General features: G+C 41.5%; 18 protein-coding genes. 7 read left to right on the forward strand and 11 right to left on the reverse strand.

Translation table 11 applies throughout. From position 1 onward, the window contains the following. Position 1 precedes the first annotated feature (1 nt). The 9 genes from IPP86_11715 to uvrA all read right to left on the reverse strand — a co-directional run bounded on the left by IPP86_11715 (position 2) and on the right by uvrA (position 13,967). On the reverse strand, positions 2-1,150 hold the full coding sequence (locus tag IPP86_11715) for a HEAT repeat domain-containing protein (protein MBL0139180.1): 1,149 nt from the start codon (positions 1,148-1,150) through the stop codon (positions 2-4). Positions 1,151-1,221: 71 nt separating this feature from the next. Then, positions 1,222-2,592: a CotH kinase family protein gene (locus IPP86_11720; protein ID MBL0139181.1), complete on the reverse strand. Its 1,371-nt coding sequence runs from the start codon at positions 2,590-2,592 to the stop codon at positions 1,222-1,224. 9 nt (positions 2,593-2,601) lie between these two features. Then, entirely contained in the window at positions 2,602-3,918 is a 1,317-nt protein-coding gene (gene yaiO, locus IPP86_11725; GenBank protein MBL0139182.1) for a YaiO family outer membrane beta-barrel protein, read from the reverse strand. A gap of 106 nt (positions 3,919-4,024) precedes the next feature. Next, positions 4,025-4,390: a response regulator transcription factor gene (locus IPP86_11730; GenBank protein MBL0139183.1), complete on the reverse strand. Its 366-nt coding sequence runs from the start codon at positions 4,388-4,390 to the stop codon at positions 4,025-4,027. A gap of 207 nt (positions 4,391-4,597) precedes the next feature. Then, positions 4,598-7,045 carry a response regulator gene (locus tag IPP86_11735; GenBank protein ID MBL0139184.1) on the reverse strand — a complete coding sequence of 816 codons (2,448 nt, stop codon included), beginning with the start codon at positions 7,043-7,045 and terminating at the stop codon, positions 4,598-4,600. Positions 7,046-7,309: 264 nt separating this feature from the next. Continuing rightward, the gene (locus IPP86_11740; protein ID MBL0139185.1) at positions 7,310-8,767 is read right to left on the reverse strand and encodes a hypothetical protein; all 1,458 of its coding nucleotides are present in this window, start codon (positions 8,765-8,767) and stop codon (positions 7,310-7,312) included. A gap of 3 nt (positions 8,768-8,770) precedes the next feature. Then, complete coding sequence (locus IPP86_11745) at positions 8,771-9,976, reverse strand: hypothetical protein (protein ID MBL0139186.1); 1,206 nt, start codon at positions 9,974-9,976, stop codon at positions 8,771-8,773. A gap of 310 nt (positions 9,977-10,286) precedes the next feature. Beyond that, positions 10,287-10,994: a TIGR00730 family Rossman fold protein gene (locus IPP86_11750; protein ID MBL0139187.1), complete on the reverse strand. Its 708-nt coding sequence runs from the start codon at positions 10,992-10,994 to the stop codon at positions 10,287-10,289. A 105-nt stretch (positions 10,995-11,099) separates the two neighbouring features. Beyond that, positions 11,100-13,967: an excinuclease ABC subunit UvrA gene (uvrA, locus tag IPP86_11755; GenBank protein MBL0139188.1), complete on the reverse strand. Its 2,868-nt coding sequence runs from the start codon at positions 13,965-13,967 to the stop codon at positions 11,100-11,102. Positions 13,968-14,231: 264 nt separating this feature from the next. Between uvrA and porQ the strand changes: the two genes are divergently transcribed. Continuing rightward, on the forward strand, positions 14,232-15,272 hold the full coding sequence (gene porQ / locus IPP86_11760; protein ID MBL0139189.1) for a type IX secretion system protein PorQ: 1,041 nt from the start codon (positions 14,232-14,234) through the stop codon (positions 15,270-15,272). Positions 15,273-15,382: 110 nt separating this feature from the next. Here porQ and IPP86_11765 read toward each other — a convergent pair whose 3' ends face one another. After that, complete coding sequence (locus IPP86_11765; GenBank protein ID MBL0139190.1) at positions 15,383-16,207, reverse strand: hypothetical protein; 825 nt, start codon at positions 16,205-16,207, stop codon at positions 15,383-15,385. Between the two features lie 262 nt (positions 16,208-16,469). Here IPP86_11765 and IPP86_11770 point away from each other — a divergent pair, with 262 nt between their 5' ends. Further along, entirely contained in the window at positions 16,470-17,198 is a 729-nt protein-coding gene (locus IPP86_11770) for a (d)CMP kinase (GenBank protein ID MBL0139191.1), read from the forward strand. 69 nt (positions 17,199-17,267) lie between these two features. Here IPP86_11770 and IPP86_11775 read toward each other — a convergent pair whose 3' ends face one another. Further along, positions 17,268-18,884 (reverse strand): T9SS type A sorting domain-containing protein, encoded by a 1,617-nt coding sequence (locus tag IPP86_11775; GenBank protein MBL0139192.1) that lies wholly within the window; start codon positions 18,882-18,884, stop codon positions 17,268-17,270. A 288-nt stretch (positions 18,885-19,172) separates the two neighbouring features. On the opposite strand from IPP86_11775, the gene IPP86_11780 reads away from it, so the two are divergent. The 5 genes from IPP86_11780 (at position 19,173) to IPP86_11800 (ending at position 24,515) form a co-directional block, all read left to right on the forward strand. Then, entirely contained in the window at positions 19,173-20,060 is an 888-nt protein-coding gene (locus IPP86_11780) for a 4-hydroxy-3-methylbut-2-enyl diphosphate reductase (protein MBL0139193.1), read from the forward strand. Between the two features lie 265 nt (positions 20,061-20,325). Beyond that, entirely contained in the window at positions 20,326-22,185 is a 1,860-nt protein-coding gene (rpsA, locus tag IPP86_11785) for a 30S ribosomal protein S1 (GenBank protein MBL0139194.1), read from the forward strand. Positions 22,186-22,299: 114 nt separating this feature from the next. Further along, entirely contained in the window at positions 22,300-22,761 is a 462-nt protein-coding gene (locus IPP86_11790) for a DUF1569 domain-containing protein (GenBank protein ID MBL0139195.1), read from the forward strand. A 127-nt stretch (positions 22,762-22,888) separates the two neighbouring features. Then, positions 22,889-23,419 (forward strand): bifunctional pyr operon transcriptional regulator/uracil phosphoribosyltransferase PyrR, encoded by a 531-nt coding sequence (gene pyrR, locus IPP86_11795; protein MBL0139196.1) that lies wholly within the window; start codon positions 22,889-22,891, stop codon positions 23,417-23,419. A gap of 166 nt (positions 23,420-23,585) precedes the next feature. Next, entirely contained in the window at positions 23,586-24,515 is a 930-nt protein-coding gene (locus tag IPP86_11800; protein MBL0139197.1) for an aspartate carbamoyltransferase catalytic subunit, read from the forward strand. The last annotated feature ends 285 nt before the right edge of the window (positions 24,516-24,800 follow it).

Consider the following 24,800-nt stretch of genomic DNA (forward strand, 5'->3'; position numbering starts at 1 on the left):
TTTAAAGTCGTTTGTCCAGCGCGTGCCGAATGATCATTTGCAAGGTCGGCTCCCCTGTACGAAGCATGTCCTGAACTTTTTGAGGTCCATTGACAGCTGTTATCATAAGTGAACGAACAGCCTGAATGGCAAGCCTGTATTCTGTAATCGGATGCCTGAGGATTTTTTCAAGGAGGGAGGTGGATTTCTCCCTGCCAATCACTTCAAGTGTTTTGAGTATTTCAAACTGAATTTCGGAAGTTTCAAGAGGGTAGAGGGTGATCAGACTTTCTTCCGCACTCCTCGCGTTCAGATCGCGTAAAGCTCTGACAACCGCAAGACGGATTATTTCATCCTCATGATTCAGAATCCTTACCAATACATCCGCTGATTCCTGCTGACGATAATACCCGATCATCATGATACAAAAATGGATCACCGTTTTGTTGGGTGAATTCAACCATATTGAAAAATCAGGAATGACCGGTGATTCCATGCGCGTAAGCATCGCATGGATATTCGCCTTGTCCCAGTCGGTAAGAGGTTCTGTTTCTTTTGATAAGAAAGACAGTGGTTCCGATTCGCTGAGCTTCATCATCGCCACACGCGCTTCCATCCTCAAAATTTCATTCTTTGAATTCAGGAATTTTGCCAGGATGGGATGTGCTTCCCTGACATTCATCAAGGCAAGCTCCCGCATCGATTTTGCAACCAGATGCCATTGAGTACTTTTTAGTCGACGAATGGAATCTTCGTGAAAGAGTAATTGTACAAACAGCTTTTCAAGACGGAGGGCAGCATCCCCGGTAAAGTTCGAGTGCAGGTGAATGATCTCATTGTTGATGATTTCCCGGTGATAAGGGATTTTCAGATCTGTTTCTTCAAACAGTTTATATACTTCTTCATCACTCAATGCTTCATCGCTTTCAAAAAGGATCCTTGTGAAAACAGGCTGGTATTTTTTTCGCAAAAATATTCTTTTATTTTCACGCTGCGTTTTATAAATCCTGCTGCCCATAATTACACCGAGCAAAACCAGGATAATCGCAAGGAACAGGATGGTAACCCCGATCAGTACACGGATATGCACGGGGAAACTATACACGTCTCTGCTAACTTCGTCAGCTGTGTATTGTAAATCCGTCCAGTCTATTTGTAATAAGTGATGCAAAGTGCTTAGAGTCTCTTATTCTGTTGAATGATTTTATATTGAGGAATTTCTGGGATTCAATATCAATGAAATTAATTCAGGTTCTTCTTCAAAGCCTCCAGTTCGTTCAGAATATTTTGTCTTCTTTCCGAAAGATAGGATTTGAGTCCGGGAATAAAATTACCCGGATCCAGCGGATCACCGATCGTGGATGAAATGTTTGTATCGTAATCAGTATTGGAGTACATTTTATTAATATCCGCGTAAACAGAAACGCGAATACGAATGGTTAAACTGTCAATGATGTGATTCATTCTTTCGGGAGAAAAATCGGTGGTCATTAACTCTTCAATAATTTCAAGATATTTTTTCTGTACAACTTTGCTTTTTCCCAATGTTCGGTCGAGCAATGGTCTTGCTCCTTTATAGGGCGTAGAATCAGGAACCATGATACTCATGCGGGTAAGCTGCGGGAGATTCATGATTGGATTCCATGCGGCAAAAGAGTAGTTCCCGTCCAATGAGATCCAGTTCCATTTCAAAGTGGTGCTGTCATGATACACGAAGAAGTTGTGCGGATAAAACATGTTGTAAGCATCAATATTTCCGATCAGGTTGTTGATGGCCCAGGCATACAAACAGCTATTCAGATCAAATGCGGCATTTAGTTTTTTCAGGTAATCTTCTTCACGAAGCATGGTGTCGTTGATGACTTTGATAAATTTCACCAGGTCGCTCCAGTCGTTTTTTGTTTTATTTGTTTTCAGAATATAATGTGGCCAGTATTTATCCTGGTCATTTCCGAGATAAACAAAATTCGCCATCGGCTCTCCCTGGTATAAATTTCCTTTGGAATTGCCAAAGCGTGTTTCGAGAAATACATTGTCGATATTTTCGTTCGCGAGATACAATCCCCAATATTTGTCGTTCACATACACCTTCGCGAAAGTCGCACGGGGAGCGGGAAGCCCGTGTTTATTCATCAGATCCAAATAAATTTTTTCACGAATCATAGTCGGATCCTTGAAATTGTTCGTGAGGTTGAGGTCTTCAAGACCATTGAAATTCTGTCCCTTGATGAATTTGTCAAATTTGATACGGAATGGTTTTTTCTTTCCCGGATAGAAATCGTAGGAAGACTCTCCCTTGAAACGCAATCCGCAGGTATAGAATTTTTTTCCGTCGATAACCACGGCAGCCTGAAGATACTGTGTGGTTTCAAGTGAATCGTTCAGTTTTTTATAAATGGCCAGAGAGTCCCAGTAATTGCATTGAGCAAAATAAAGTCGAATAACATGAATGGAATCCTTCCCGAAAAATTCTTTTCCATAATCCTTACTCTTTTTTTCGGAAGGAGCAGGAGCGGTTGAAGGTGTAGTCGTTTTCTGTGCTGAGACGAACTGCGCGACTACAGATATCTGTATCGCGACAATCATCAACAGGCGGAACAGGAATTTATTCATGATATGCAATTAAAATATTGTTTTAAGGATAATACCCATTGTAATCCGTTGCTGTTTGACAGCGTTCTGATTGGAATCAAACCTTGTTTCTTCAGTGGAGTAACCCATTTCACCCTTTATCACCCATCGGCCAAAGGCGAGACGCTGGTACTCGATACCGCCCTGAATGGATTGGAGAAACAGTATACTCGACTGATCAAACTGTGTGCGTTCATCCGGTGACTGGCCCTTTCCAAAACGTAAACCAAAATAATTATCCGCGTCACCAAAATAGTTCCGGATGTTGAGAATTAGTGTTTGTGAAGATTTTTTCAGAAAATCATTTGTTTCAATGGTTGATTTGGGAGTGAGGTAAATTCTGGCAGCAAACCAGAAGTTACGGAAGTAATTTCCCAAACTCGCCGTATATATTTTTGTCCCCGGATTTGAAAACTGCAGATAACGGAATCCTCCGGATAATTCAAAACCCGCGGGAATCTTTTGATAAATTTCTGCACCTGCACGCAGTTCAGGGAAGATCTGAGAATCACTGAATCCGACATTCAGATAAAAATAATTTGACTTCACAAAACGGAGATAGCCATCCACTTCTGATTGTAAACCTTTCTTGCTGAAACGTTCTGCATAGCTTGCCCGGTAGGAAATGGATCCAAATGCAAAACTTCTTCCGATTTCACCGGAAGCCAGCTTTTGTGGTGTACTTTCCTTATCAATAAAATCAGTATTGAAGGCAAGCTGGAAACGATTGCTGAGACGATTCGCGGTCATGCTGTTCAATAACTTCAACGCTTCCTTATTTCCCGGATTCAAATCGAGAATTCTTCTTAATGTCAGCGAAGCACTTTCTTCCTGATCGAGCTTCATCTGCAATTTGGCTTTCCTCAACATCAGATCTTCGGAAGTCGGGTAATACCCCAGACCTATTTTCAGATAATCAGCAGCGACCTTAAAATTCTCAGTCCACATTTCCACGTCAATCAAAGCTCCAAGGGCTTCAATGTCATCTTCCTTTTCAATAAGTACCCGACTGAATTCCACCCGTGCTTCATCGTAACGTTTGTCCCAGGCATAAGTGCGACCCATGAACGTGCGAACATCATAATAACCCGGTTTCTTCTCGAGAATTTTAACACAGATCCTGCGCGCTTGTTGATTGTTTCCCTGGAAACTGTAATCTCTTGCCTTCTTGAATAACGCGTCGATATTGGTTGTGTCAGTAACTACCACCAGGGTATCTGCTCCTTTTGATTGTGCCAAAATCTTTCCCGGACTCCAGATCAGGAGTAGGAGTAAGCAAAACAGATGTTGTGGTTTTATTCCAATCATAAGGGAATTCCCATTTCTTTTCAATATCCGGAAAATCCGGCCGGTTTGAATTGAAGCTGGAAAGGGTAAAGAAAGTGTACGGAAATCGTGAATTTAAGTTTAAAAATCAGGCGGATTTCATTAATAATTTTTTTACCCTGACAGACAGTTCATTTGGACTGAATGGCTTGGTAATGAAGTCGTCAGCTCCGAGCTGAAAGGCTTCCAAAACGGTTTTCTCAAGCCCGATAGAAGATACAATAATGATGGGAGTATCCATACCCAATTGTTTGCGAACCTGATGCACAATTTCGAGTCCTGTGAGATAGGGCATCATGATGTCCGTGATAATGATATCCGGTCGAAGTGAAGCGATTTTGTCCAAAGCCTCTTTCCCGTCTTTCGCCAGGTGGACTTCATAACCTTCCTTCTGAAGGCGGAACTCCACCATTTTCAGGACCATTTCATCGTCTTCGCAAACTAGAACTTTCATAGTTTATTCTGTATGAAAAGAAAGGGCTAAGATACTATTTAATTCGGATGAAAATTAGTGAGAATGACTGTCATTTCAATCTTAATTAACATGAAAAGTAAACTATTTATACAGTAAAAAGCCCGGAAGTTTTTCCGGGCTTAGAATTCATATTACGTACAGAATATCGTTTAAAAGGAAGTACAATTCCCCGTGAAAACGAAACAATTATTTCAGATCGGTGAGAGCGTTTTCCAACTGCTTGAAAACCGATTTGCTGAACTGACAAACTTCTTCCACCAGCTCTGCTAAACGTTCAGGATTGGTATGCTCTTCACTGAGCTTTTCAATTTCAGCAAGCATTTTTTGAGTGTCCGGTAAACCGATATAACCAAAGGAAGGCTTGATACGGTGAGCGATTTGTTTTAACTCTTCCCAGTTTTTATTCCTGAATGATGCATCCAGAGTTTCCATTGCCTGAGGTGTCTTGTTCAAAAACATTTCAATCATTTCAATGATGAATGAATCGTTGCCTTCCGCAATCTGTTTAAGATAGGTGAGGTTGATCTGCTGCTCCGAAATTACAGGTTCCTTACGTCTGGAAGGATTCTCAATCACCAGGTTTGGAGTCTGCAGGGAATTACGCTGATCTTCCTGATTGGATGATTCAGAAGGTTCCTGTTTTGCTTTCATTATTGACTCAGATTTGGACTCATTTGAATCCAACTGAGCATTGTTCAACGAAGGATTATTGAGTTTGGTTAGCTCTATGATCTTCTTTTTTAACTCCGAAGGTTCAAATGGCTTGCTGATGTACTCATCCATTCCTGCTGCCAGACACTTTTCTCGCTCATTTTGAGTAGCATGGGCGGTCATGGCCATGATCGGAATCCTTTTCAGATGATCCGGCAATTCATTTCGAATGATATTTACCGCCGTATACCCATCCATTTCAGGCATCTGAATGTCCATCAATACAAGGTCAAAACTTGAATTGTTCAACTTTTCGATCGCGATTTTACCGTTATCCGCAAACTCAATGGGTGTTTGCCAGTCGGCAAAAAGTTTTTTCACAATGAGCTGATTGATGGGATTATCCTCCGCAACAAGGATTCTCAGATGTGAAGTGGAGATATTGTCTTTTACTTCCGTGACTTTTACATTCAACTGTTCTTCTTTTGCGATGGCAAAACTGAGATGAAAGAAGAAGGTGGTTCCAACACCAACCTTACTCCGGACTCCGATGTTTCCTCCCTGTAATTCAATCAGACGTTTCACAATCGTGAGTCCAAGTCCTGTTCCTCCAAACTTTCGTGTTGTATCTGTGCTGGCCTGAGTAAAGCTTTCAAAAATACTATTCAGACTTCCTTCAGGAATTCCAATACCGCTGTCTTTTATTTCAAAATCAATTGTAACCTGTTCATCCCTTTTACTTCTCATTCGTATGATCAGACTAACCTCGCCTTCATTCGTGAATTTGATAGCATTGCTCATCAGGTTGTTCAGAATCTGACTGAGTCGGGTAGGGTCCCCGCAAATAGCTTCCGGAATATCACGATCTATTTCTGATACCAATTGAATAGAATGTTCATCCGCTTTCGACTGGAACAATTCCAGTGCGTGTCTGGCAAGATCCTGAATCCGGAAAGGAACACTTTCGAAGCTCATTTTTCCTGCTTCAATCTTCGACAAATCAAGGATATCATTGATGATCACCAGGAGGTTGTCAGAACATACTTTGATCGATTGCAGGAACTTCAATTGCTCTTCACTCAATCCGGTATTCAACAGAATTCTTGTCAGCCCAATGATTCCATTCATCGGAGTCCGGATCTCATGACTCATGTTCGCAAGGAATTGTTCCTTGAGTCGGGCTGTTTCTTCCGCCAACGTCATGGCAGTTTTTAATTCCTCTTCCGCCCGCTTGTGACCTGTGATATCGGATACAACACCGATGACTCCGACAATCGCGTGATCTTCGGATTGAATAGGAGTATAAAATATTTCAAAATAACGGGAAGATACTTCCATTACAGAAGTAGTTTCTTCGCCATTCATCGCCTTACGGTAATTTTCTTCGTGAATAGGAATTCGCTGAATTGAATGAATGGATTCTCCGATAAATTCTTCTTTTTGAATTCCCATCGATTCCAGACCTTTTCCTTCAAACAAGGTAAATTGCGCCTGCTCATCCAATGCAAACAGGATGATCGGAGAATTTGCAACAACAGTTTTTAAACGCCTTTCAGTTTCTTTCAACTGTTGTTCAAGCAGCAACCTTTGTTTCTCCTGCGATTTCAATGTCACCATAAATCGCACTGTTTGCGCGATACCATCAGCCGACAAAAGACTTTTCGGGATATAATCATTCGCGCCATTTTTCATGGCTTCAACAGCGATCTTTTCATCACCCTGACTGGTAACGAGAATGATTGGCGAGGTGTTTTTAGCTGCTCTGATTTCTTTGAGCAGCTCAAGACCTGTTCCTCCGGGAAGATTGTAGTCCAGGAAAATGCAATCGTATTCCTTTCCCTCAGCTGCTGCTTTTCCACTTTCATGATCTTCTGCAAAATGCAGTTCATGTTTCATTCCTGATCCGTTCAAAGCACGCTTCATGATCATCCTGTCCAATTCATCGTCTTCCACCACGAGAATCTGTAAAAGTTGTTCCGACATAATTTCGAATTAAAAAATTTGATTCAAACGGGATTTTCCGCTTTTATAGTATTGTCTGATACTCAAAAGATAAAAAGTAGTTAACCCAAAATCACCCAATAACTTACAAATTGTTTTAAAGAAAAGCCACAAAAACACTCCAAATCACAAAAAAAATGACCAATGGAAGGAAATTCAAAATTTAAAATTCAAAATTCAAAAAGATCTCACTCCTCAATCCCGGAACTCATAACTCATAACTCATAATTCATAACTCATAATTCATTACCGCTGGCTAAAGAAGAAATCAATCAAATTATAAAACTCCTGCACCGAGTAAGCAGATTTTCCTGCCATATAATCATCGATTGCAAAAGAAATTTCTTTAGGTGAAATGATACCGTTGAGATCCTTGTCAAGTCTCCTGTAGAGCGAAGGAATAATGGTGATATCCGCAGGCATACCGTTTGGTTTTACCGCGTCTCTTTTTTCGATATTCGGATTACGCTGAGTGAGACGATCGTAACTTTGAATGTACTCAATCAATGCAGGAAGGGCGGCGAGTGAATCTTCGCGGAATTTTTTCTCAATCATTTCTTCCGTGATGGTTTCGCCATCTGTATTTACCACTGCGTCTTTCGGTGAATTCAGCTCTTTGTCGCGGTAATCCGGAATTCCATCATCGTCGACATCCAGTGGTTTTCCGTTCATTTTTACTTTATTGTTCTGTGGAGTAGCGGAAGAATCATCCAGAACATCCGGAATTCCGTCAAGGTCAGCATCTTCTTTTGCAAGCGCGTTGAAGTCAACATGTTCGACGTCTTCCTTGCGGATTTTGGTTTTGTTTTTCTTCGGTACATCCCTCGGTGCCGACAAGTCATACCTGAAAGAAACGGATGTATAAACAACCTTGTCGTTTTTTGCATTACCCTGACGGCTTCCGACACTCTCAGATGTGACGCCTTCAACGAGATCAGAATTGATCAGGTGAACAACGGAACTGAAATGCATTGAACATCTCCCGGAGATCCTGAATCTTGCACCTGCACCAACGGGGAAAGCCCAGGAACCTTGTCGGTATTTTCCGAAACCATCAATGTTCGCGTCACGCAAATCGGTCTCGTAAGTATAATCTCTGTGAATTTTAACAGCTCTGTAAGCTGCCGTATCGTCTTCCGCAACATCACGGATGGATCCGTCTTTCCAGTAATTATAGGTGGTGCCATTCGCATCCTTCAGATCCGCTTTGGCATGAAAAAAAACATATTCTACTCCGGCGGTGATGTACGGAATTAAAATCTGTTGCGAATTATTTTTTGAACTGAAATCAAAACGAAGCATGATTCCTTCAGCAACCATGGAAGAACGGAAATTCAAAGTGCGCATCAGAGATTTTTCTTCTCCGAAAATTCTTCCTGATAAGATGAATGCCGCGATGGATAAACGCGATGAAGTATGATGCTGAACTTCCAGTTGAAATCCGGAACGGGCAGTGAAAGGCTGGTTAAGACGGGAATAACCGATGTCTCCAATGAAATTTAAAACGCCTTGTCCGATGCTGATGACAGGAAGGTGATGAACTTTTTCTACTGTAGAATCCGATTCAGATTGAGCCTGTACAGAATTATTGTTTAGAACCAACAGGATAAAAAGGAATAATTTTACAATTCCGATGTATTTAATGTTCAAAGTATTCATCATCCGCTTCGCAATCAGATTCACAGGCATATTTTTTCTCGTCAAAAATTATTGATTTTCATTTTTCGCTTTCAAAGCCTCTTGCACCGGAATGCGTTGCCCCTGATCATAGGCGACAACAAAGGCATCAGAAACCTGGGCAGAAGTTTGGTTGCAAAAAGCTTTTGCCTCAGCATAATTCTTGAAAGTGCCAATAAGATATTTTTTCCAGCCTTCATGCATGGTCAGGTCAACAGAATTCTGCCATTTGTATTTTGTAGAAAACCAGGTATTGTCACGTTCAGGACTCTTACGGGTAGCGGAAATTTGAACTTTGTAATAGATCCCGCTTTGTGGCGCAGGCAGAATTAAATCCGGCGTGGCACTCTTGGTTTCAACCGCAGCAAGTGTCCGGTTATTTTCAGATTCCACAAGGGATTCTACAATGATGTCTGCCGGTTGCTTGCTTGCCGTATCCTGAAGCATCGCGACTCCTGAATTGGAAGTCAGCATCTGATCACCGTAAACAAGCATACCGTTGATATTCGGTGATGGTTTGTTTTCACCCGCACTCACTTTGTACACAATACTGAATGATGATTCCGCAGGTAGAGCTTTCCAGGAGAAAATTGCCGATTGGTCTGTAAAAGAAAATTCTGCTCCGTGTGCATCAACAACTGAAGCGACATATCCTTCCGGAATATCATCAATGAATCGTGCAGCACCGTTTTCTTTGTTCGGATGAATCATCAACTCAACCTGATATTCGCCTTTTTCAGGAGCAAGAGCGATCAGTTTTCGTTCGATTTCTGGTTTTGTATTCGCTGATTCCTGTGGAAGTGTCGGATCCAGAAGAATAGTGGCCTGATCAAGCGCAAGTTTTTCTGTTTTATCATCCTTGATAAAGGATACTTCGCCATTCAGGTATTTCTCACCCTCAGCTGCAGCATCAACCTGTACTTTCATGCTGACCGTAAATTCACTTTCATCCGGGAGCTGAACCCAGATAAATTTCACATAATCTTCTTCGAAAAGAAATTGAGCGTTTTTTAATTCCATTGGCGATACTGAAAAGCCTTGTGGAATAAATACCTGAATACGACCAAAGCCATTCAGGTTTCCCTTGTTTAAGGTCAATTGATAAATGAAAGAATCACCTGGTCTTACTTTGGACGGAGCCTGAACTTTTACTTGCATTGTTTCTCCAGGGCCAAAAAAGTAGGAGAGGATAAACAACATCGAGGCGGATAAAAATGCCGAAAGTAGCTTGAACATCTGAGTAGGGATTGATGGCTCAAGATACTCCAAGCGTTGAAGGCAAAAGGTTTGTTTTTGTGGCAGTTATCCAAAGTTCAATGTTGAAAACATACACCTGATTAAGCGGTCCGTTTTCCTGATGAACAATGCTCTGAATGGGTTGCTCAGACTGCATTTGAAGAGGGTAGAGGCAAGAAATGAACACCTGAATTGCCACTCAGTTCATCATTTTTTTGAATCGGGATGGAATTTTTGTCAGCCAAAATGTCCTCGTATTAACCATAAAAAAGACCGGTGATTAGCCGGTCTTTTATCCTTTCGAAGGTGATTAGAAATTCGGTTTGAGGAGATATCGGGAATAGAATTCATTGATATGCTTCACAGCATGATCAGCGTCTTCTGCTAGCATCAGCAAATTCAGATCGCTTGGCTCAATCATTTTTTCGCGGATAAGGGTTGATTTGATCCAGTCAAACATTCCTCCCCAATATTCTTTCCCGGCCATAACGATCGGAAATTTTCCGATTTTTTTTGTCTGGATGAGAGTGAGCGCTTCAAAGAGTTCGTCCATAGTACCAAATCCACCCGGAAGTACCACAAATCCCTGTGCATACTTGATGAACATCAGTTTACGTACAAAGAAGTAGTCAAAAGTGATCAGCTTGTCACTATCGATGTAAGGATTGGATGACTGCTCGAAGGGCAGTTCAATGTTCAATCCTACAGATTTACCACCTGCGGTTTTGGCTCCTTTGTTCGCGGCTTCCATGATTCCGGGACCACCACCGGTGATGATTCCATAACCTTCCTTGGTCAGTTTGTAAGCGATTTCCTCTGCCAGTTTATAATATTCATGATCCGGTTTGGTACGTGCCGATCCGAAAATCGAAACACAAGGCCCGATTTTACTCAGCTTTTCAAAACCATCCACAAACTCCGACATGATTTTGAAAATCTGCCAGGTGTCGTGGGCTTTAATTTCCTGCCAGTCTTTATCTGAAAAGGCTCTGCGGATTTTTAGTTCATCAAAATTCATAGTGTGTCTTAAAATTTATATACAACTTCCGGAATCGAAAAGAGAGTAGAAGATCCGAAATTTCAGAAGGTTCAGAAAAATCAAATCGATTCCGAAGAATGACTTTTACGTCTTCGCGAGTTTAAGGTTTCCGAAAGCTTTGTATTCCTGGAGTTCTTTTTTCAGGAATTCAGCGGTTATGCTTTTTTTGTTTTTAATAATTTCCTCAGGCGTGCCTTCACAAACAATCGTTCCACCACGTTGCCCGCCTTCAGGACCCAGATCGATGATGTGATCCGCGATCTTGATGACATCCATGTTGTGTTCAATCACCAACACTGTATTCCCTTTGTCGACAAGGCGACTCAATACTTCCAGCAGTATCCTCACATCTTCAAAATGCAATCCGGTTGTTGGTTCATCGAGAATGTAAAATGTATTTCCGGTGTCTCGCTTGGATAATTCCGTCGCCAGTTTTACACGTTGAGCTTCACCACCACTCAATGTAGTGCTTTGTTGTCCCAGAGTGATATATCCCAGACCGACTTCCTCAAGCGTTTTTATTTTATGCAAAATATGCGGCATGTTGTTGAAAAATTCAACAGCCTGCTCAATACTCATGTCGAGTACATCGCTGATGGATTTACCACGATAACGGATTTCCAGCGTTTCACGATTGTAACGTTTGCCTCTGCAGGTTTCACAAGCAACATAAACATCCGGAAGGAAATTCATTTCAATCACCCGCATTCCGCCTCCCTGACAGGTTTCGCAACGACCACCTTTTACATTAAAAGAAAATCTTCCGGCTTGGTAACCGCGTATTGCAGCTTCAGGTAATGCGGCAAAAAGATTACGGATATCCGTAAATACTCCCGTATACGTCGCGGGATTCGAGCGTGGTGTTCTGCCAATCGGTGACTGATCAATCTCGATGACTTTGTCAATATGATTCAGTCCGGTGACGGAAGTATAAGGCAATGGTTTTTGATGCGCGTCAAAAAAGTGATGATTCAGAATAGGGTAGAGGGTCTCATTGATCAGCGATGATTTCCCGCTTCCGGAAACTCCTGTAACGCAAACAAATTTTCCCAGCGGAATCTTAACGTTTACATTTTTCAGATTGTGACCTGTGGCTCCCTTGAGTTCGAGAAATTTGCCTGAACCTTTTCGCAATATTTTTGGAATCGTAATCTGACGCGTTCCATTCAAATAATCTGTCGTCAGACTTTTTACTTCCATAATTTCTTTTGGTGTACCCTGCGCAACAACTTTTCCTCCGTGAGTTCCTGCACCCGGACCCAGATCAATCACATAGTCAGCGGCCAGGATGGTTTCCTTATCGTGTTCCACAACGATCACCGAGTTTCCTGTGTCACGTAGATCCTGGAGTGATTTAATCAGCCGCACATTGTCACGCTGATGCAATCCAATACTAGGCTCATCGAGAATATACAATACACCCACCAACTGTGAACCGATTTGTGTTGCCAGCCTTATTCGCTGCGATTCCCCGCCGCTCAGGGATTTACTACTGCGATTCAGGGTGAGATAATCCAGGCCTACATCCAGCAAAAACTGGATACGTTTACGAATCTCTTTGATAACTTCCTGTCCGATTTTTTTCTGACGTGCGTTCAACTTTGAATCAAGGGAAGAAAACCATTGGCCCAAAGCTAGAATATCCATCCCGGCTAATTCGGCAATATTCTTATCGTGAATTCGGAAGTTCAACGATTCTTGTTTTAGTCTGGAACCATGACATTCCGGACACTCCACCTGCAACATGAAACTTTGAACCCATTTGCGCATGGAATTAGATGTCTGTTCCGTGTCCTGGTTGACGATAAAATTGACAATCCCTTCATAGGTTATAGCGTGGTGATAAGAATTGCCACCCGAATAATCCATGGATACATTCAAAACATCTTCAGAACCATAGAGAATAATGTTCAATGATTCTTCCGGAATCTCAGCGATGGGCATTGTGAGATTGAAATTGTATTTTCTCCCAAGCGCAATCAGTTGTTTGAAAATCCAGGTATCTTTTTGAGGACCGAGAGGAACAATTCCTCCCGATTTAATATTCATCTTCGGATCCGGGATGATACTCTTGATATCTATTTCGGAAATGGTCCCAAGACCGTTACATTTCCTGCAGGCTCCATAAGGTGAGTTAAAAGAAAAGGTATTTGGCTGTGGCTCGTCGTAGGATATTCCTGAAGTCGGACACATCAGGTGACGGCTGTAATAGCTTTCTTTATCCTTTTCCGCGTCAACGAGTAAAATGGATCCTTTGCCAAGCTTCATCGAAAGTACAAGTGATTCCGTAAGCCTTTGCTTGGAACTTTCGCTGACTTCCAACCGGTCCACTACCAATTCAATATCATGTGTTTTGTAACGGTCAAGCTGAAGTCCTTTTTTCAATTCAACTACTCGTCCATCTGTTCGTACACGAAGATATCCTTGTTGCATCAGTTGCTCAAAAAGTTCACGATAATGTCCTTTCCTGGCTTTTACCAGAGGAGCAAGCATAATGACTTTCCTGCCTTTGAATTTTTTAATGATAAGATCAATGATCTGATCATCGCTCAACTTGATCATCTTCTCGCCGGTCACATAAGAATAAGCTTCTGATGCCCGGGCATAAAGCAGACGGAGGAAATCATAAATTTCTGTAATCGTACCGACTGTAGAGCGAGGATTAAGATTCGTGGTTTTTTGCTCAATGGAAATAACAGGACTCAGACCACTGATTTTGTCCACATCAGGACGTTCCATGTTGCCAAGAAACTGTCGTGCATAGGCGGAAAAACTTTCGAGGTATCGTCGTTGACCTTCCGCGTAAATGGTATCAAAAGCAAGTGAAGATTTTCCACTACCGCTGAGACCGGTGATCACCACAAGCTGATTCCTTGGGAAAGTGAGATCAATGTTTTTCAGGTTGTGAACCCGGGCACCATATATTTCGAGAAATTCTTGGTCTGCAGACATAAATATTTGTCGGAAAGGGAGGACTTGCAAAGGTACATAAAAGAATGACCGGAGATTAGATCGATTCATCTTGATTTTCTTGAGTGCATCTTTCAGCAAGACTTTCAGGCTATTTGAAAAGCTTCAGTGTTAAGATTTTGAGTAAGTCGTGTCAGAATAAAGGTCTTGAACTGAATGAATTGAAATTGAATTGAAAGAAGGACAATAAATCAACTCTTCTTTCGTTGTCCAAAGACGTCGAAATTTTATTTTCTTTGCATATCCATGAAGAGACACTACTTCCTAATCTTATTCTCGCTGTTATCAATTTCAGCATTTGCCCAAACAGGAGGTTCATCTGTTTTTTCATTTCTGAATGTTCCGGCATCAGCAAGAATCGCAGCGCTGGGTGGAACATTGATTTCTGTCCGTGACAATGATCTGAATAGCGCCCTGCAGGCTCCATCCCTGTTGAACCCTGCCATGAGCAAGTCAATTGCATTGAGTGCAGTGACTTATGTTGATGGTGTTAAATTCGGTGATGCTTCCTATGCAAATTCTTTTGGGAAAACGGGTACATTCATGGCTAATATGCATTATGCAAATTATGGTGATTTTAAAGAAACTGATGTTTATGGCGATGTACAGGGTGCTTTCAAGGCCTCAGATTATGCCCTGACCATCGGCTGGGGTTATCAGTACAATTCTCATTTTTCAGTTGGCGCAGCTATCAAAGGAATTTACAGTGATTATTATATCTATAATTCATTTGGTCTGGCTGCGGATATCTCCGGAACCTTTTACGATTCATTAAAACAGTGGACAATCACTTTCGAAGCCCGGAATATTGGTGCTCAATTAAAAAGTTACGTCGAAAAAAACAATGAGCCTCTTCCAACAGAAGCCTTGTTAGGGGTATCCAAAAAACTTGCACACACTCCTTTACGTTTTAATCTCACCTACCGCCATCTCGAAAAATTCGATCTCTCTTATTCTGATCCTTATGATCTTGGCGATGTTGATCCCTTAACAGGAGAGGCACAGGTAAAAACGATTGGTTTTTGGAATAAATTTTCAAGACATTTTATCTTAGGAACCGAAATACTTCTCTCCAAAAATTTTCACCTGAGAGCTGCATACAATTTTCAACGTCGACGTGAACTGCTTGTGGATACCCGAACAGGAACAGTCGGTTTTTCTTTTGGCTTCGGATTAAAAATCAGCAAATTTATCCTGAGCTATGGCAGAGGAAATTACCATCTCGCCGGTTCTGCAAACCATTTTTCAATCAGCACAAATTTGTCAGAGTTTGCCAGGAAGAAATGATTTCTTTTTTAGTTGTTAGATTTTAGTTGTTAGAATTTAGAATTTAGTTTTTTTTTCTCGAAAGCTAAGCACTAAGCACTAAGCACTAAGCACTAAGCACTAAGCACTAATCAAAAGACCACTCCCACCGATATCCCTCCACTAAAAACCAGCGGGAGTTTTTTTCCAAAGAAAAGGTGAGAGTATGCATAGTTGAAATCTACTTCCTTACTGTCGTAATCAGATTTTAAATTGTAAGTGGTTGTTTTGAATCCTGTTCCGATACTTCCATACCAATCAAACAAAAACCATCTGTTCAGCACCATCTGCCGACCAAAAGCAATGTTCACCGTATAATGTGTGTAACGTATAATGTTGTGTTTTTCAAATGTTTTGAATGAACTGAAAATTATTTCTGGTCGGAAATAACTCCCTTTGAGCGGGTCTTTGTATTTGAGACCTTTCCAGATTCCTTCACCGCATTTGACAAATTTCAATCCTGCTTTCACAAGGAAACCTTCCGAATATTTTAAACTCTCATTGATCCTGAAACCGATTATTCCACCTTTCACTTCCAGATTTAAACCGAGTTTTATTCGTCTCTCATAACCGATCGTAATATGATTCATGAAGGGAGCAATGATATCCCCTTTTATAGCTTGCTTTTTATCCGGTACGGATAGATCTTTTGAAACTTCGTATGGATTATAAATAATGGTAACAGTGGTTCCATTTTCATAAATGACGGATTTTACCTGATTTTTAGGAATTTCGAGTATGGGTCCTGTTTTCATTCCCGGATAGCGAAAACGAATCTTTTCTCCGGTTAGCTCAACGATTTTGACTTTAACAGAATCATTATTCAAACGAACAAGAATATCCTGAGAATAGGAGCGAACCGTTAACAAAAAAAATAGCGCAGTAAGGATACCGCTACAATAGTAAAATCGTCTCATCCAGAATAATCTGAGCAGCGAATATAGGATTATGGCGGAATAAGTTCAATATCCCATGTCAGGTTGGCAAAGACGATGTGAGGGTCGGGGGACAAGGGACGAGAGACAGTATTCCAGAGTTAGATTGTATATACTCCCGTCTTCCGTCTCCCGTCCCTCGTCCCTCGTCCTCCGTCCCCATACCAAGAGTTTCCATTTTTCTTCGTTTCTTTGCCATTCCGCCATGTCCAGATTTAATATTCCCCCCACAGGTTCCTTTATTATGCAAGAAAAGCCGTCTGTCAAGAGTCCAAAAATCATTATTGCAATTGACGGATATTCTTCTTGCGGGAAGAGTACTTTGGCTAAAGCTCTTGCCAGGAAGCTGGCTTATAGTTACATTGATTCAGGAGCGATGTACCGCGCAGTCACTTTATTTGTTCAGCAACATGATATTTCGCTTGAACAACTGGCTGAAATGACTCAAAAACAGCTGGAAGGTCTGATGGATAATATCCATATCAGTTTTCATGTAAACCCGGAAACCGGCTTATCTGAAGTCTTTTTGAACGGATTAAATGTGGAAAAACGAATCCGTGATTTAAAAGTATCGGATTGGGTGAGTCCCGTGAGTGCTGTGCCTGAAATCCGGCATCGTATGGTTGAGCTCCAGCAAAGTTATGGAGTACATAAAGGAATTGTGATGGACGGACGGGATATCGGAACCAAAGTATTTCCCCATGCTGAATTGAAAATTTTCATGACAGCACGTGATGAAGTCAGGGCAAAACGCCGTTTCGATGAACTGAATAACAAAGGCTTCATGGTCACCTTTGACGAAGTGATGAAAAATATTCGTGACAGGGACTACACTGATACCCATCGTTCAGAAAGCCCATTGCGCCAGTCGGAAGATGCCATCATTCTCGACAACTCCGATCTGAACGAACAGGAACAATTTGAATTCGCTTTAGAACTTGTAAAAAAACTGAATGTTCAGATTCCTGCATAGACTCTGAATTTTTTCATTCCCTAAAAAAGGGACCCGATTTTCTGAATAAGTTTTCCGGCTAACTCACATTTACTTCACAAGAAGTTTATTCACAAACCGATCTCCATCAGCTACGACCTGGATAAGATACAAGCCGGAGCTCAGACCTTTTGTCGAAAGAGTGAACTGTGAAGAAGTGTTGTGATGATAATTTTTACTGAAAATTTCTTGTCCGCTGATGTTGCTGATGCGAATTTCAATTTCTGAATATTGTTTTTTGCAATTCAAAACGAACTGATCCGAAGCCGGATTCGGATATACGTCGGGTTTTTCTGTTACAATATTTCCAAGATTTGTCAGCGTACCGGATGGTGAAACACGTGCGCCATAAATATCTGAATTGTCAGTCCAGAATGCGGCAACCGATCCTGTCGGATCTGAAACAAGAACATATTCTGCATAAAAAGGTGCTGTGTTTGTGGCCACAACTATGCCGTCGGTCTGCCATAAAGTGATACTATCACTAGTCAGACATTGCGCACGAAATGCCCCACCCGTGAGATAAGTATTCACAACATTCCCGTTTGCACCCATGGTGATTTTAGGGTAGGGGATATAGCTGTTCAGGCTGCTCACGAGTACACCATCCGTTGTCCATTGCGCGGTGCCCGAAGTGTCTAACTTTTGAGTGTATATAAATGCATTTGCTGCCGGCGCACGGCCATCACACCAGGTGATATAAATATCATTGCCGTTTATAATGTAATCTGTTCTTGATTGATCACCTGAATAACCACAAACAGTTTTATAATTTGTAGGCCACATCAAATTTCCCCGGAGATCTGTTTTCGAGATCTGAATATCCCCAAGATTATCATCCCAAAGCAGGTATGCATTTGTATCCGCATCACAAATTACATTCCATCCGGAACTTCTGCCTCCTGCTCCTTGAGTCATATCAATGAGCGTAGGAAAAGTTGCCAAACCATCAAGCCCGTAATGCTGCATTTTAATTGGTGAACCAATACCACCACCGCAAGAGGCAACATAAAATCCATTGTGATTGTCGTATTGGGGAACTGCAATGTATCCGCTTAAAGTGATGGAAAAGTTATTTATAGGCCAATGAAGATTCCCGGCAAAATCAATTCTGTTAAAACTGAAAACATCAGCACCGCCACCGTAAGTCAGACTATATGTTATGAATGCTCCTGAATCATTCGGCATCACTTTTAAACCGGATTCTGAAACATAAATGACACTGGCGGTTTTATTTGAAACGTTCACCGGTTGATTCCACAAATGATTCCCGGATGCATCGATGTAATCGCAAAATAAACTATCACCACCTAAACCAAATCCTCCTTCCAGCCAGGCGATAAGAAATCCATTCTGCCATGGCGCGATGTCGTATGCCCATATTTCTTTTCCAACAGTTGTATAAATGGCCTGACCATTGGCGGAAAGTAATGGTACTCCCGATGAGTCCAAATGTTGAATATACAAAGCACTTCCTGCGCTCCCGTTTCTTTTATCAATCCAGGTTGTCAGATAGTCTGACCCATTCACAGAGAATGCATGTACTTTATTTTGTACATCACTCGCATTGCAAATAGCAAAAGGATGTGCAGGATCAACAGAAAATTGAGCCTTGCTTGCAAGGTTGAAGAAAAATAGCAGTGAAAGGAGGCTGTAGATTTGTTTCATGAGCAATATTTAAATAATAAATGCGTTTGGAATGATGAATGTTGAAATATTTGTCAAGCTCTAAATGTACAGGAAATATTTAAAATGAATGTTTAACACACAGTCCATAAAATTTTTAAATGATAGTATTCCAACATTAAAAATTTAACCTAATAACCTAATAACCTAATAACCTAATAACCTAATAACCCAATAACCTAATAACCCAATAACCTAATAACCCAATAACCTAATAACCCAATACCTCGAACATGCAACCTCCCAATTCTTTTCCCTATCTTTGCAAACATGAAAGTTACCATTGATCCGCACTCAGGATTTTGTTTTGGAGTGGTTTACGCCATTCAAAAAGCGGAAGAAGAATTGCAACTTTCCGGCAAATTGTATTGCCTTGGTGATATCGTTCACAACAATAAGGAAGTAGAAAGATTAACCGCCAAAGGTCTTGAAATCATTGATCACGACCGTTTAAGAACCCTGCACGATTGTAAGGTGCTGATTCGTGCCCATGGCGAACCTCCTGAGACATATGAAATTGCATTGAAGAATAATATTGAGCTTATCGATGCTTCCTGTCCTGTTGTATTGAAATTGCAAAACAGGGTAAGGACCAGCTTTGATGAAGTGCTTGAAACAGGCGGACAAATTGTAATTTACGGTGAAACAGGACATGCTGAAGTGAATGGACTTGTTGGTCAAACAGCCGGAACAGCTCTCATCGTTCGTAATGAAGAGGATCTGGATAAAGTAGACTATTCTCGTCCTGTCTATTTTTTCTCTCAAACTACCAAGAGTTCAAAAGGATTTGAGAAAATGAGAAGTCTACTTGAACAACGTTCAGCTGCTGCTCAGGAAAAAGAAATCCGGGAAGAATTATTGAGTTCCAATGATACCATCTGCCGACAGGTGAGTAACCGTGAGCCACAATTGAAAAAATTTGCAGCCATGCACGATGTCATTATTTTCGTTAGTGGTAAAAAAAGCTCGAACGGTAAGGCCTTGTTTGAAGTCTGCAATGCTGTTAACCCAAGAAGTTACTTTGTTTCCGATGTGGAAGAATTGGATCCGCACTGGTTCGAAAATGCTGAATCCGTCGGAATTTGTGGCGCTACTTCTACGCCAATGTGGCTGATGGAAAAGGTGAGCAATCACATCTCCGAAACCCAAATCGCCTGAGTCTGGCTTTTTTCTTAAAAGCTGACAGAATTATTGAGTCGAATTCAGAATTTTTAACATCCGTATTTTATTGATATTCAATAGCTTGTACTTCTTGTTTTTATTTCGTTGAATTTCTCTCTTCCTTTTTTCTCTTTTTCCTCATTTTGACCACAATACGTTAAAAAATCTCTGGCTTACCCCTTTTTTCATAAGATTTAATTCGATACATTTGCGTCCCTTTTAAGCGAAAAACCGAAACTTTCATAATAATTCTAAAAACTAAATGATTACCGAAGAAATCACGAACCAAACATCGGAGTACAAACCAGAAGTCTTTAACTGGGATTCCACAGGAAAAGGCGGATCCGACTATTCTGCTGAAGAGCGCACACAAATGGAACAGATGTACGACAAAACCCTGAATTCAGTGGTTGAGCACGACATCGTAGACGGACTGGTAGTTTCCATTACTTCGAAGGATGTGCTGATCAATATCGGCTACAAATCCGACGGTTTGGTACCACTGGCTGAGTTCCGCCACATGCCTGACCTTAAAGTCGGCGACCGGGTGGAAGTCTATGTGGAAACACAGGAAGACAAAAACGGCCAGCTGATTCTTTCTCACAAAAAAGCTCGTGCCCTCAAATCATGGGATCGCGTTAACGCGGCTCTTGAAGGAGATGAAATTATTACCGGCTATGTAAAATGCCGTACAAAAGGTGGTTTGATTGTCGATGTATTCGGAATCGAAGCCTTCCTTCCGGGTTCACAAATTGATGTGAAACCAATTCGTGACTACGATCAGTTCGTAGGCAAAACGATGGAATTTAAAGTCGTTAAAATTAACAACGAATTCAAAAACGTAGTTGTTTCTCATAAAGTCCTCATCGAAGAAGAACTCGAAGCTCAAAAAGCAGAGATCATGAAGAAACTCGAGAAAGGACAAGTTCTCGAGGGTACTGTGAAGAACATCACTTCTTATGGTGTGTTCATGGATCTTGGTGGTGTTGACGGTTTGTTGCACATCACTGACATTTCATGGGGACGTATCTCCCATCCTGAAGAAGTACTTAAACTGGATCAGAAGATCAATGTTGTTATCCTTGATTTCGATGACGAGAAAAAACGTATCGCTCTTGGTTTGAAACAACTTACTCCACATCCTTGGACGCAGCTTGATGCTAACCTGAATGTAGGTGATAAAGTAAAAGGTAAAGTTGTCGTGATCGCTGATTACGGTGCTTTCGTTGAAATCGCTGCCGGTGTTGAAGGACTCGTGCACGTTTCTGAAATGTCTTGGTCACAGCACTTACGCAGCCCGCATGAGTTCCTGAAAGTGGGTGATGAAATCGAAGCGGTTATCCTCACCCTCGATCGTGAAGAACGCAAAATGTCTCTCGGTTTAAAACAACTGAAAGCTGATCCTTGGGTGACTGTTGCTACTAAATACCCTGTTGGTTCCAAACATACAGCTACCGTTAAAAACTTCCAGAACTTCGGCGTATTCGTTGAACTCGAAGAAGGTATCGACGGACTGGTTCACATCTCTGACCTGAGCTGGAGCAAAAAGGTGAAACATCCTTCTGAGTTCTGTAAAGTAGGTGATAAGATGAATGTAGTTGTTCTGGAAGTTGATCCGGAAAACCGTCGTCTCAGTCTTGGACACAAACAACTCGAAGAAAATCCTTGGGATGTGTTCGAAACTATCTTCACAATGGATTCTGTTCACGAAGGAACTGTTCTCAAAATCGGTGAAAAAGGAGCGACTATCGCTTTGTCATACGGTGTTGAAGCTTTCTGCCCGAACAAACACATGGTGAAAGAAGATGGTAAGACTCTGAAAGCTGAAGAAAAAGCTGATTTCAAAGTCATCGAATTCAGCAAAGATCAACGCAAGATCGTTGTTTCTCACAGCCGTATTCACGAAGAAAAAACAGCTACAAACCGTGCCGCTGAAAGTGCTCAAAAAGGCGCTGAACGCGAAGAAGGTGCTAAAGCTGTGAAGAAAGTGAAAGAAAGTGTTGAGAAAACCACTCTTGGCGATCTTACAGCTCTTAGCAATCTGAAGAATGAAATGGAAGCTGCTGAGAAGAAAAAGACCGACAGCGAAACTGTAAAATCAGAAGATAAGAAAGAGGATTAATCCGATTTCTTAAGAGTATACAACCGCCCATTCTTTTACAAAGGATGGGCGGTTTCTTTTTGTGCTTTTTTGATTAAAGGGAAATTGTAATTTTACATATCAAAAAATTTAAAGATGGATTCAAAACTCTATTTCCTGCAGCGTAAATTCATTGATAAGCTGACAGAACTCGATCCGGATACAAAGCCACTATGGGGTAATATGAATGTTCAGCAAATGATTGAACACATGAGCGAATCATTGCGTATCGCAAATGGCAAGAATCCACATCCATTAATCACTCCGGCTGAAAAGGTACAGGCGATGAAAGATTTCCTGGCCAGTGACAAGGAGTTTCGTCCAAACACGAAAAATATTTTAATGGAAGAAACGCCTCCTGAGCTTCGTCTGAAAGATAAAACCAAAGCAATTCAGGAACTCGAAAATGAAATCAAGTATTTCGTGGCACATTTCGAAGAACATCCCGGAACAACTGTGACCAATCCTTTCTTTGGACATCTGACTTTCCAGGAATGGATCCAGCTCTTGCACAAACACGCGAAACACCATTTGAAACAATTTGGGGTAGAAGTGTAGATTGATTAGAACAGTTTTCAGAATCAGTACTTACCCGGGTTCTCTGCAATTCTATCTAAACACCTGGAATCGATGAATTTTCACTCTATTTGAAAATTGCACGATTAAGCGTACATTTGAAAACGGAATGCAAAAGCGACTGCTGCTCAACAGTACACACTTCGATATCACGATCAAACGGCTCTGTTACCAATTGATCGAAAATCACGATAATTTTTCTAATTCCGCATTGATCGGACTTCAACCCCGCGGAATTTATGTCGCCCGTCGAATTGAACATTCTCTCAAACAAATTCTGAATTTACCTTCCATCGCGATCGGCGATCTGGATGTTACTTTCTATCGGGATGATTTCCGTAGAAGGGAAATTATTGCCCCTAACCAGACCCGGCTCGATTTTATTATTGAAGATAAAAATGTAATCCTTGTGGACGACGTCTTGTTCACAGGAAGAACCATACGTGCAGGAATGGATGCCTTGCTCGATTTCGGCCGTCCGCGTAAAGTTGAATTGCTCACCCTCGTCGATCGTCGTTACAGTCGTCATTTACCCATAGAACCTGATTATATCGGGATCTCTGTTGATACCATCACCTCAGAAAAAGTAACTGTAAAGTGGAAAGAAATCGATGGCGAAGACGGAGTCTGGTTGCAGTAAAAGAGTTCAGAATTTTAATTTAAAATGAATGAATGGATAAGGGGACGAGAGACGTGGGACGTGGGACGAAAGACGGAAAACAATTACAAATCTAATCAACCACCACCAACCACTAAGCACCAACCACCAACCACTAAGCACTAAGCACTAACAACCAACAACCAAAATGGGAGCCCTCTCCGTAAAACATCTGTTAGGAATCAAAGATCTCAAAGTCGATGACATTGAGCGTATTTTTTCTACTGCGGATAATTTTAAGGAGGTTCTCAACAGACCCATCAAGAAAGTTCCATCCTTACGGGATGTGACCATCGCGAATCTCTTTTTTGAAAATTCCACACGCACACGACTTTCATTCGAACTCGCGGAGCGGAGGCTTTCGGCCGACGTGGTAAATTTTGCAGCATCTTCTTCTTCTGTCAGTAAAGGCGAAACACTGATTGATACAGTCAATAATATTCTGGCGATGAAGGTGGACATCGTCGTGATGCGACATCCTCATGCGGGCGCCGCGCAATTTCTTTCAAAGCATATAAACGCAAGCATTGTAAATGCGGGAGACGGAGCACACGAACATCCAACCCAGGCATTGCTCGACGCGTTTTCCATCCGCGAAAAACTGGGTGAAGTAAAAGGGAAAAAAGTAGCCATCATCGGTGATATCCTTCATTCACGAGTCGCTTTGTCGAATATTTTCTGTTTGAAAAAATTGGGTGCGGAGGTAATGGTTTGCGGTCCGACGACATTAATGCCAAAGTATGTTTCTTCCCTGGGTGTGAAAGTCGAATTCAACCTTAGAAAAGCACTTGAATGGTGTGATGTCGCCAATATGTTACGCATCCAACTCGAACGTCAGGATATTCGTTATTTTCCTTCACTGCGTGAGTATGTTCAGCTTTTTGGTCTCAATAAGGAAATTCTGGATTCACTTTCAAAACGCATCACCATCATGCACCCCGGTCCGATCAACAGGGGAGTGGAAATCACCAGCGATGTAGCCGATTCTTCCCAATCGATCATTCTCAACCAGGTCGAAAACGGCGTAGCCATCCGCATGGCCGTCCTTTATCTCCTCGCCGGGCAGGTGAACCAGTAATTGGTTTTAGGTTCCGTGTTTAGGGTTCCGTGTTCCATGTTGATTTTCATTTTAAGGTATTCAATTTTTACCCTTGCATCCATCATAAATTTCTTAGCTATATTCTCAACACATTTTTCCTCAATCCTCAATCCTCAATCCTCAATCCTCAATCCACAATCCTCAATCCACAATCCACAATCTACAATCCACAATCCTCAATCCTCAATCATCAATCATCAATCATCAATATTAACAAATCCCCGTTCCTGCTTGTTGAAAATTAATCCCTTACACGTTGAGAAC

It is taken from the genome of Bacteroidota bacterium, assembly GCA_016720935.1.
Taxonomy (GTDB): Bacteria; Bacteroidota; Bacteroidia; order AKYH767-A; family 2013-40CM-41-45; genus JADKJP01.

What these genes read in the sequence shown, in the direction of transcription:
- IPP86_11720 (MBL0139181.1), bottom strand. Translation starts at nt 2,592, where the DNA reads ATGAATAAATTCCTGTTCCGCCTGTTGATGATTGTCGCGATACAGATA.
- yaiO (MBL0139182.1), bottom strand. Translation starts at nt 3,918, where the DNA reads ATGATTGGAATAAAACCACAACATCTGTTTTGCTTACTCCTACTCCTG.
- IPP86_11730 (MBL0139183.1), bottom strand. Translation starts at nt 4,390, where the DNA reads ATGAAAGTTCTAGTTTGCGAAGACGATGAAATGGTCCTGAAAATGGTG.
- IPP86_11735 (MBL0139184.1), bottom strand. Translation starts at nt 7,045, where the DNA reads ATGTCGGAACAACTTTTACAGATTCTCGTGGTGGAAGACGATGAATTG.
- IPP86_11745 (MBL0139186.1), bottom strand. Translation starts at nt 9,976, where the DNA reads ATGTTCAAGCTACTTTCGGCATTTTTATCCGCCTCGATGTTGTTTATC.
- IPP86_11750 (MBL0139187.1), bottom strand. Translation starts at nt 10,994, where the DNA reads ATGAATTTTGATGAACTAAAAATCCGCAGAGCCTTTTCAGATAAAGAC.
- uvrA (MBL0139188.1), bottom strand. Translation starts at nt 13,967, where the DNA reads ATGTCTGCAGACCAAGAATTTCTCGAAATATATGGTGCCCGGGTTCAC.
- porQ (MBL0139189.1), top strand. Translation starts at nt 14,232, where the DNA reads ATGAAGAGACACTACTTCCTAATCTTATTCTCGCTGTTATCAATTTCA.
- IPP86_11765 (MBL0139190.1), bottom strand. Translation starts at nt 16,207, where the DNA reads ATGAGACGATTTTACTATTGTAGCGGTATCCTTACTGCGCTATTTTTT.
- IPP86_11770 (MBL0139191.1), top strand. Translation starts at nt 16,470, where the DNA reads ATGCAAGAAAAGCCGTCTGTCAAGAGTCCAAAAATCATTATTGCAATT.
- IPP86_11775 (MBL0139192.1), bottom strand. Translation starts at nt 18,884, where the DNA reads ATGAAACAAATCTACAGCCTCCTTTCACTGCTATTTTTCTTCAACCTT.
- IPP86_11780 (MBL0139193.1), top strand. Translation starts at nt 19,173, where the DNA reads ATGAAAGTTACCATTGATCCGCACTCAGGATTTTGTTTTGGAGTGGTT.
- rpsA (MBL0139194.1), top strand. Translation starts at nt 20,326, where the DNA reads ATGATTACCGAAGAAATCACGAACCAAACATCGGAGTACAAACCAGAA.
- IPP86_11790 (MBL0139195.1), top strand. Translation starts at nt 22,300, where the DNA reads ATGGATTCAAAACTCTATTTCCTGCAGCGTAAATTCATTGATAAGCTG.
- pyrR (MBL0139196.1), top strand. Translation starts at nt 22,889, where the DNA reads ATGCAAAAGCGACTGCTGCTCAACAGTACACACTTCGATATCACGATC.
- IPP86_11800 (MBL0139197.1), top strand. Translation starts at nt 23,586, where the DNA reads ATGGGAGCCCTCTCCGTAAAACATCTGTTAGGAATCAAAGATCTCAAA.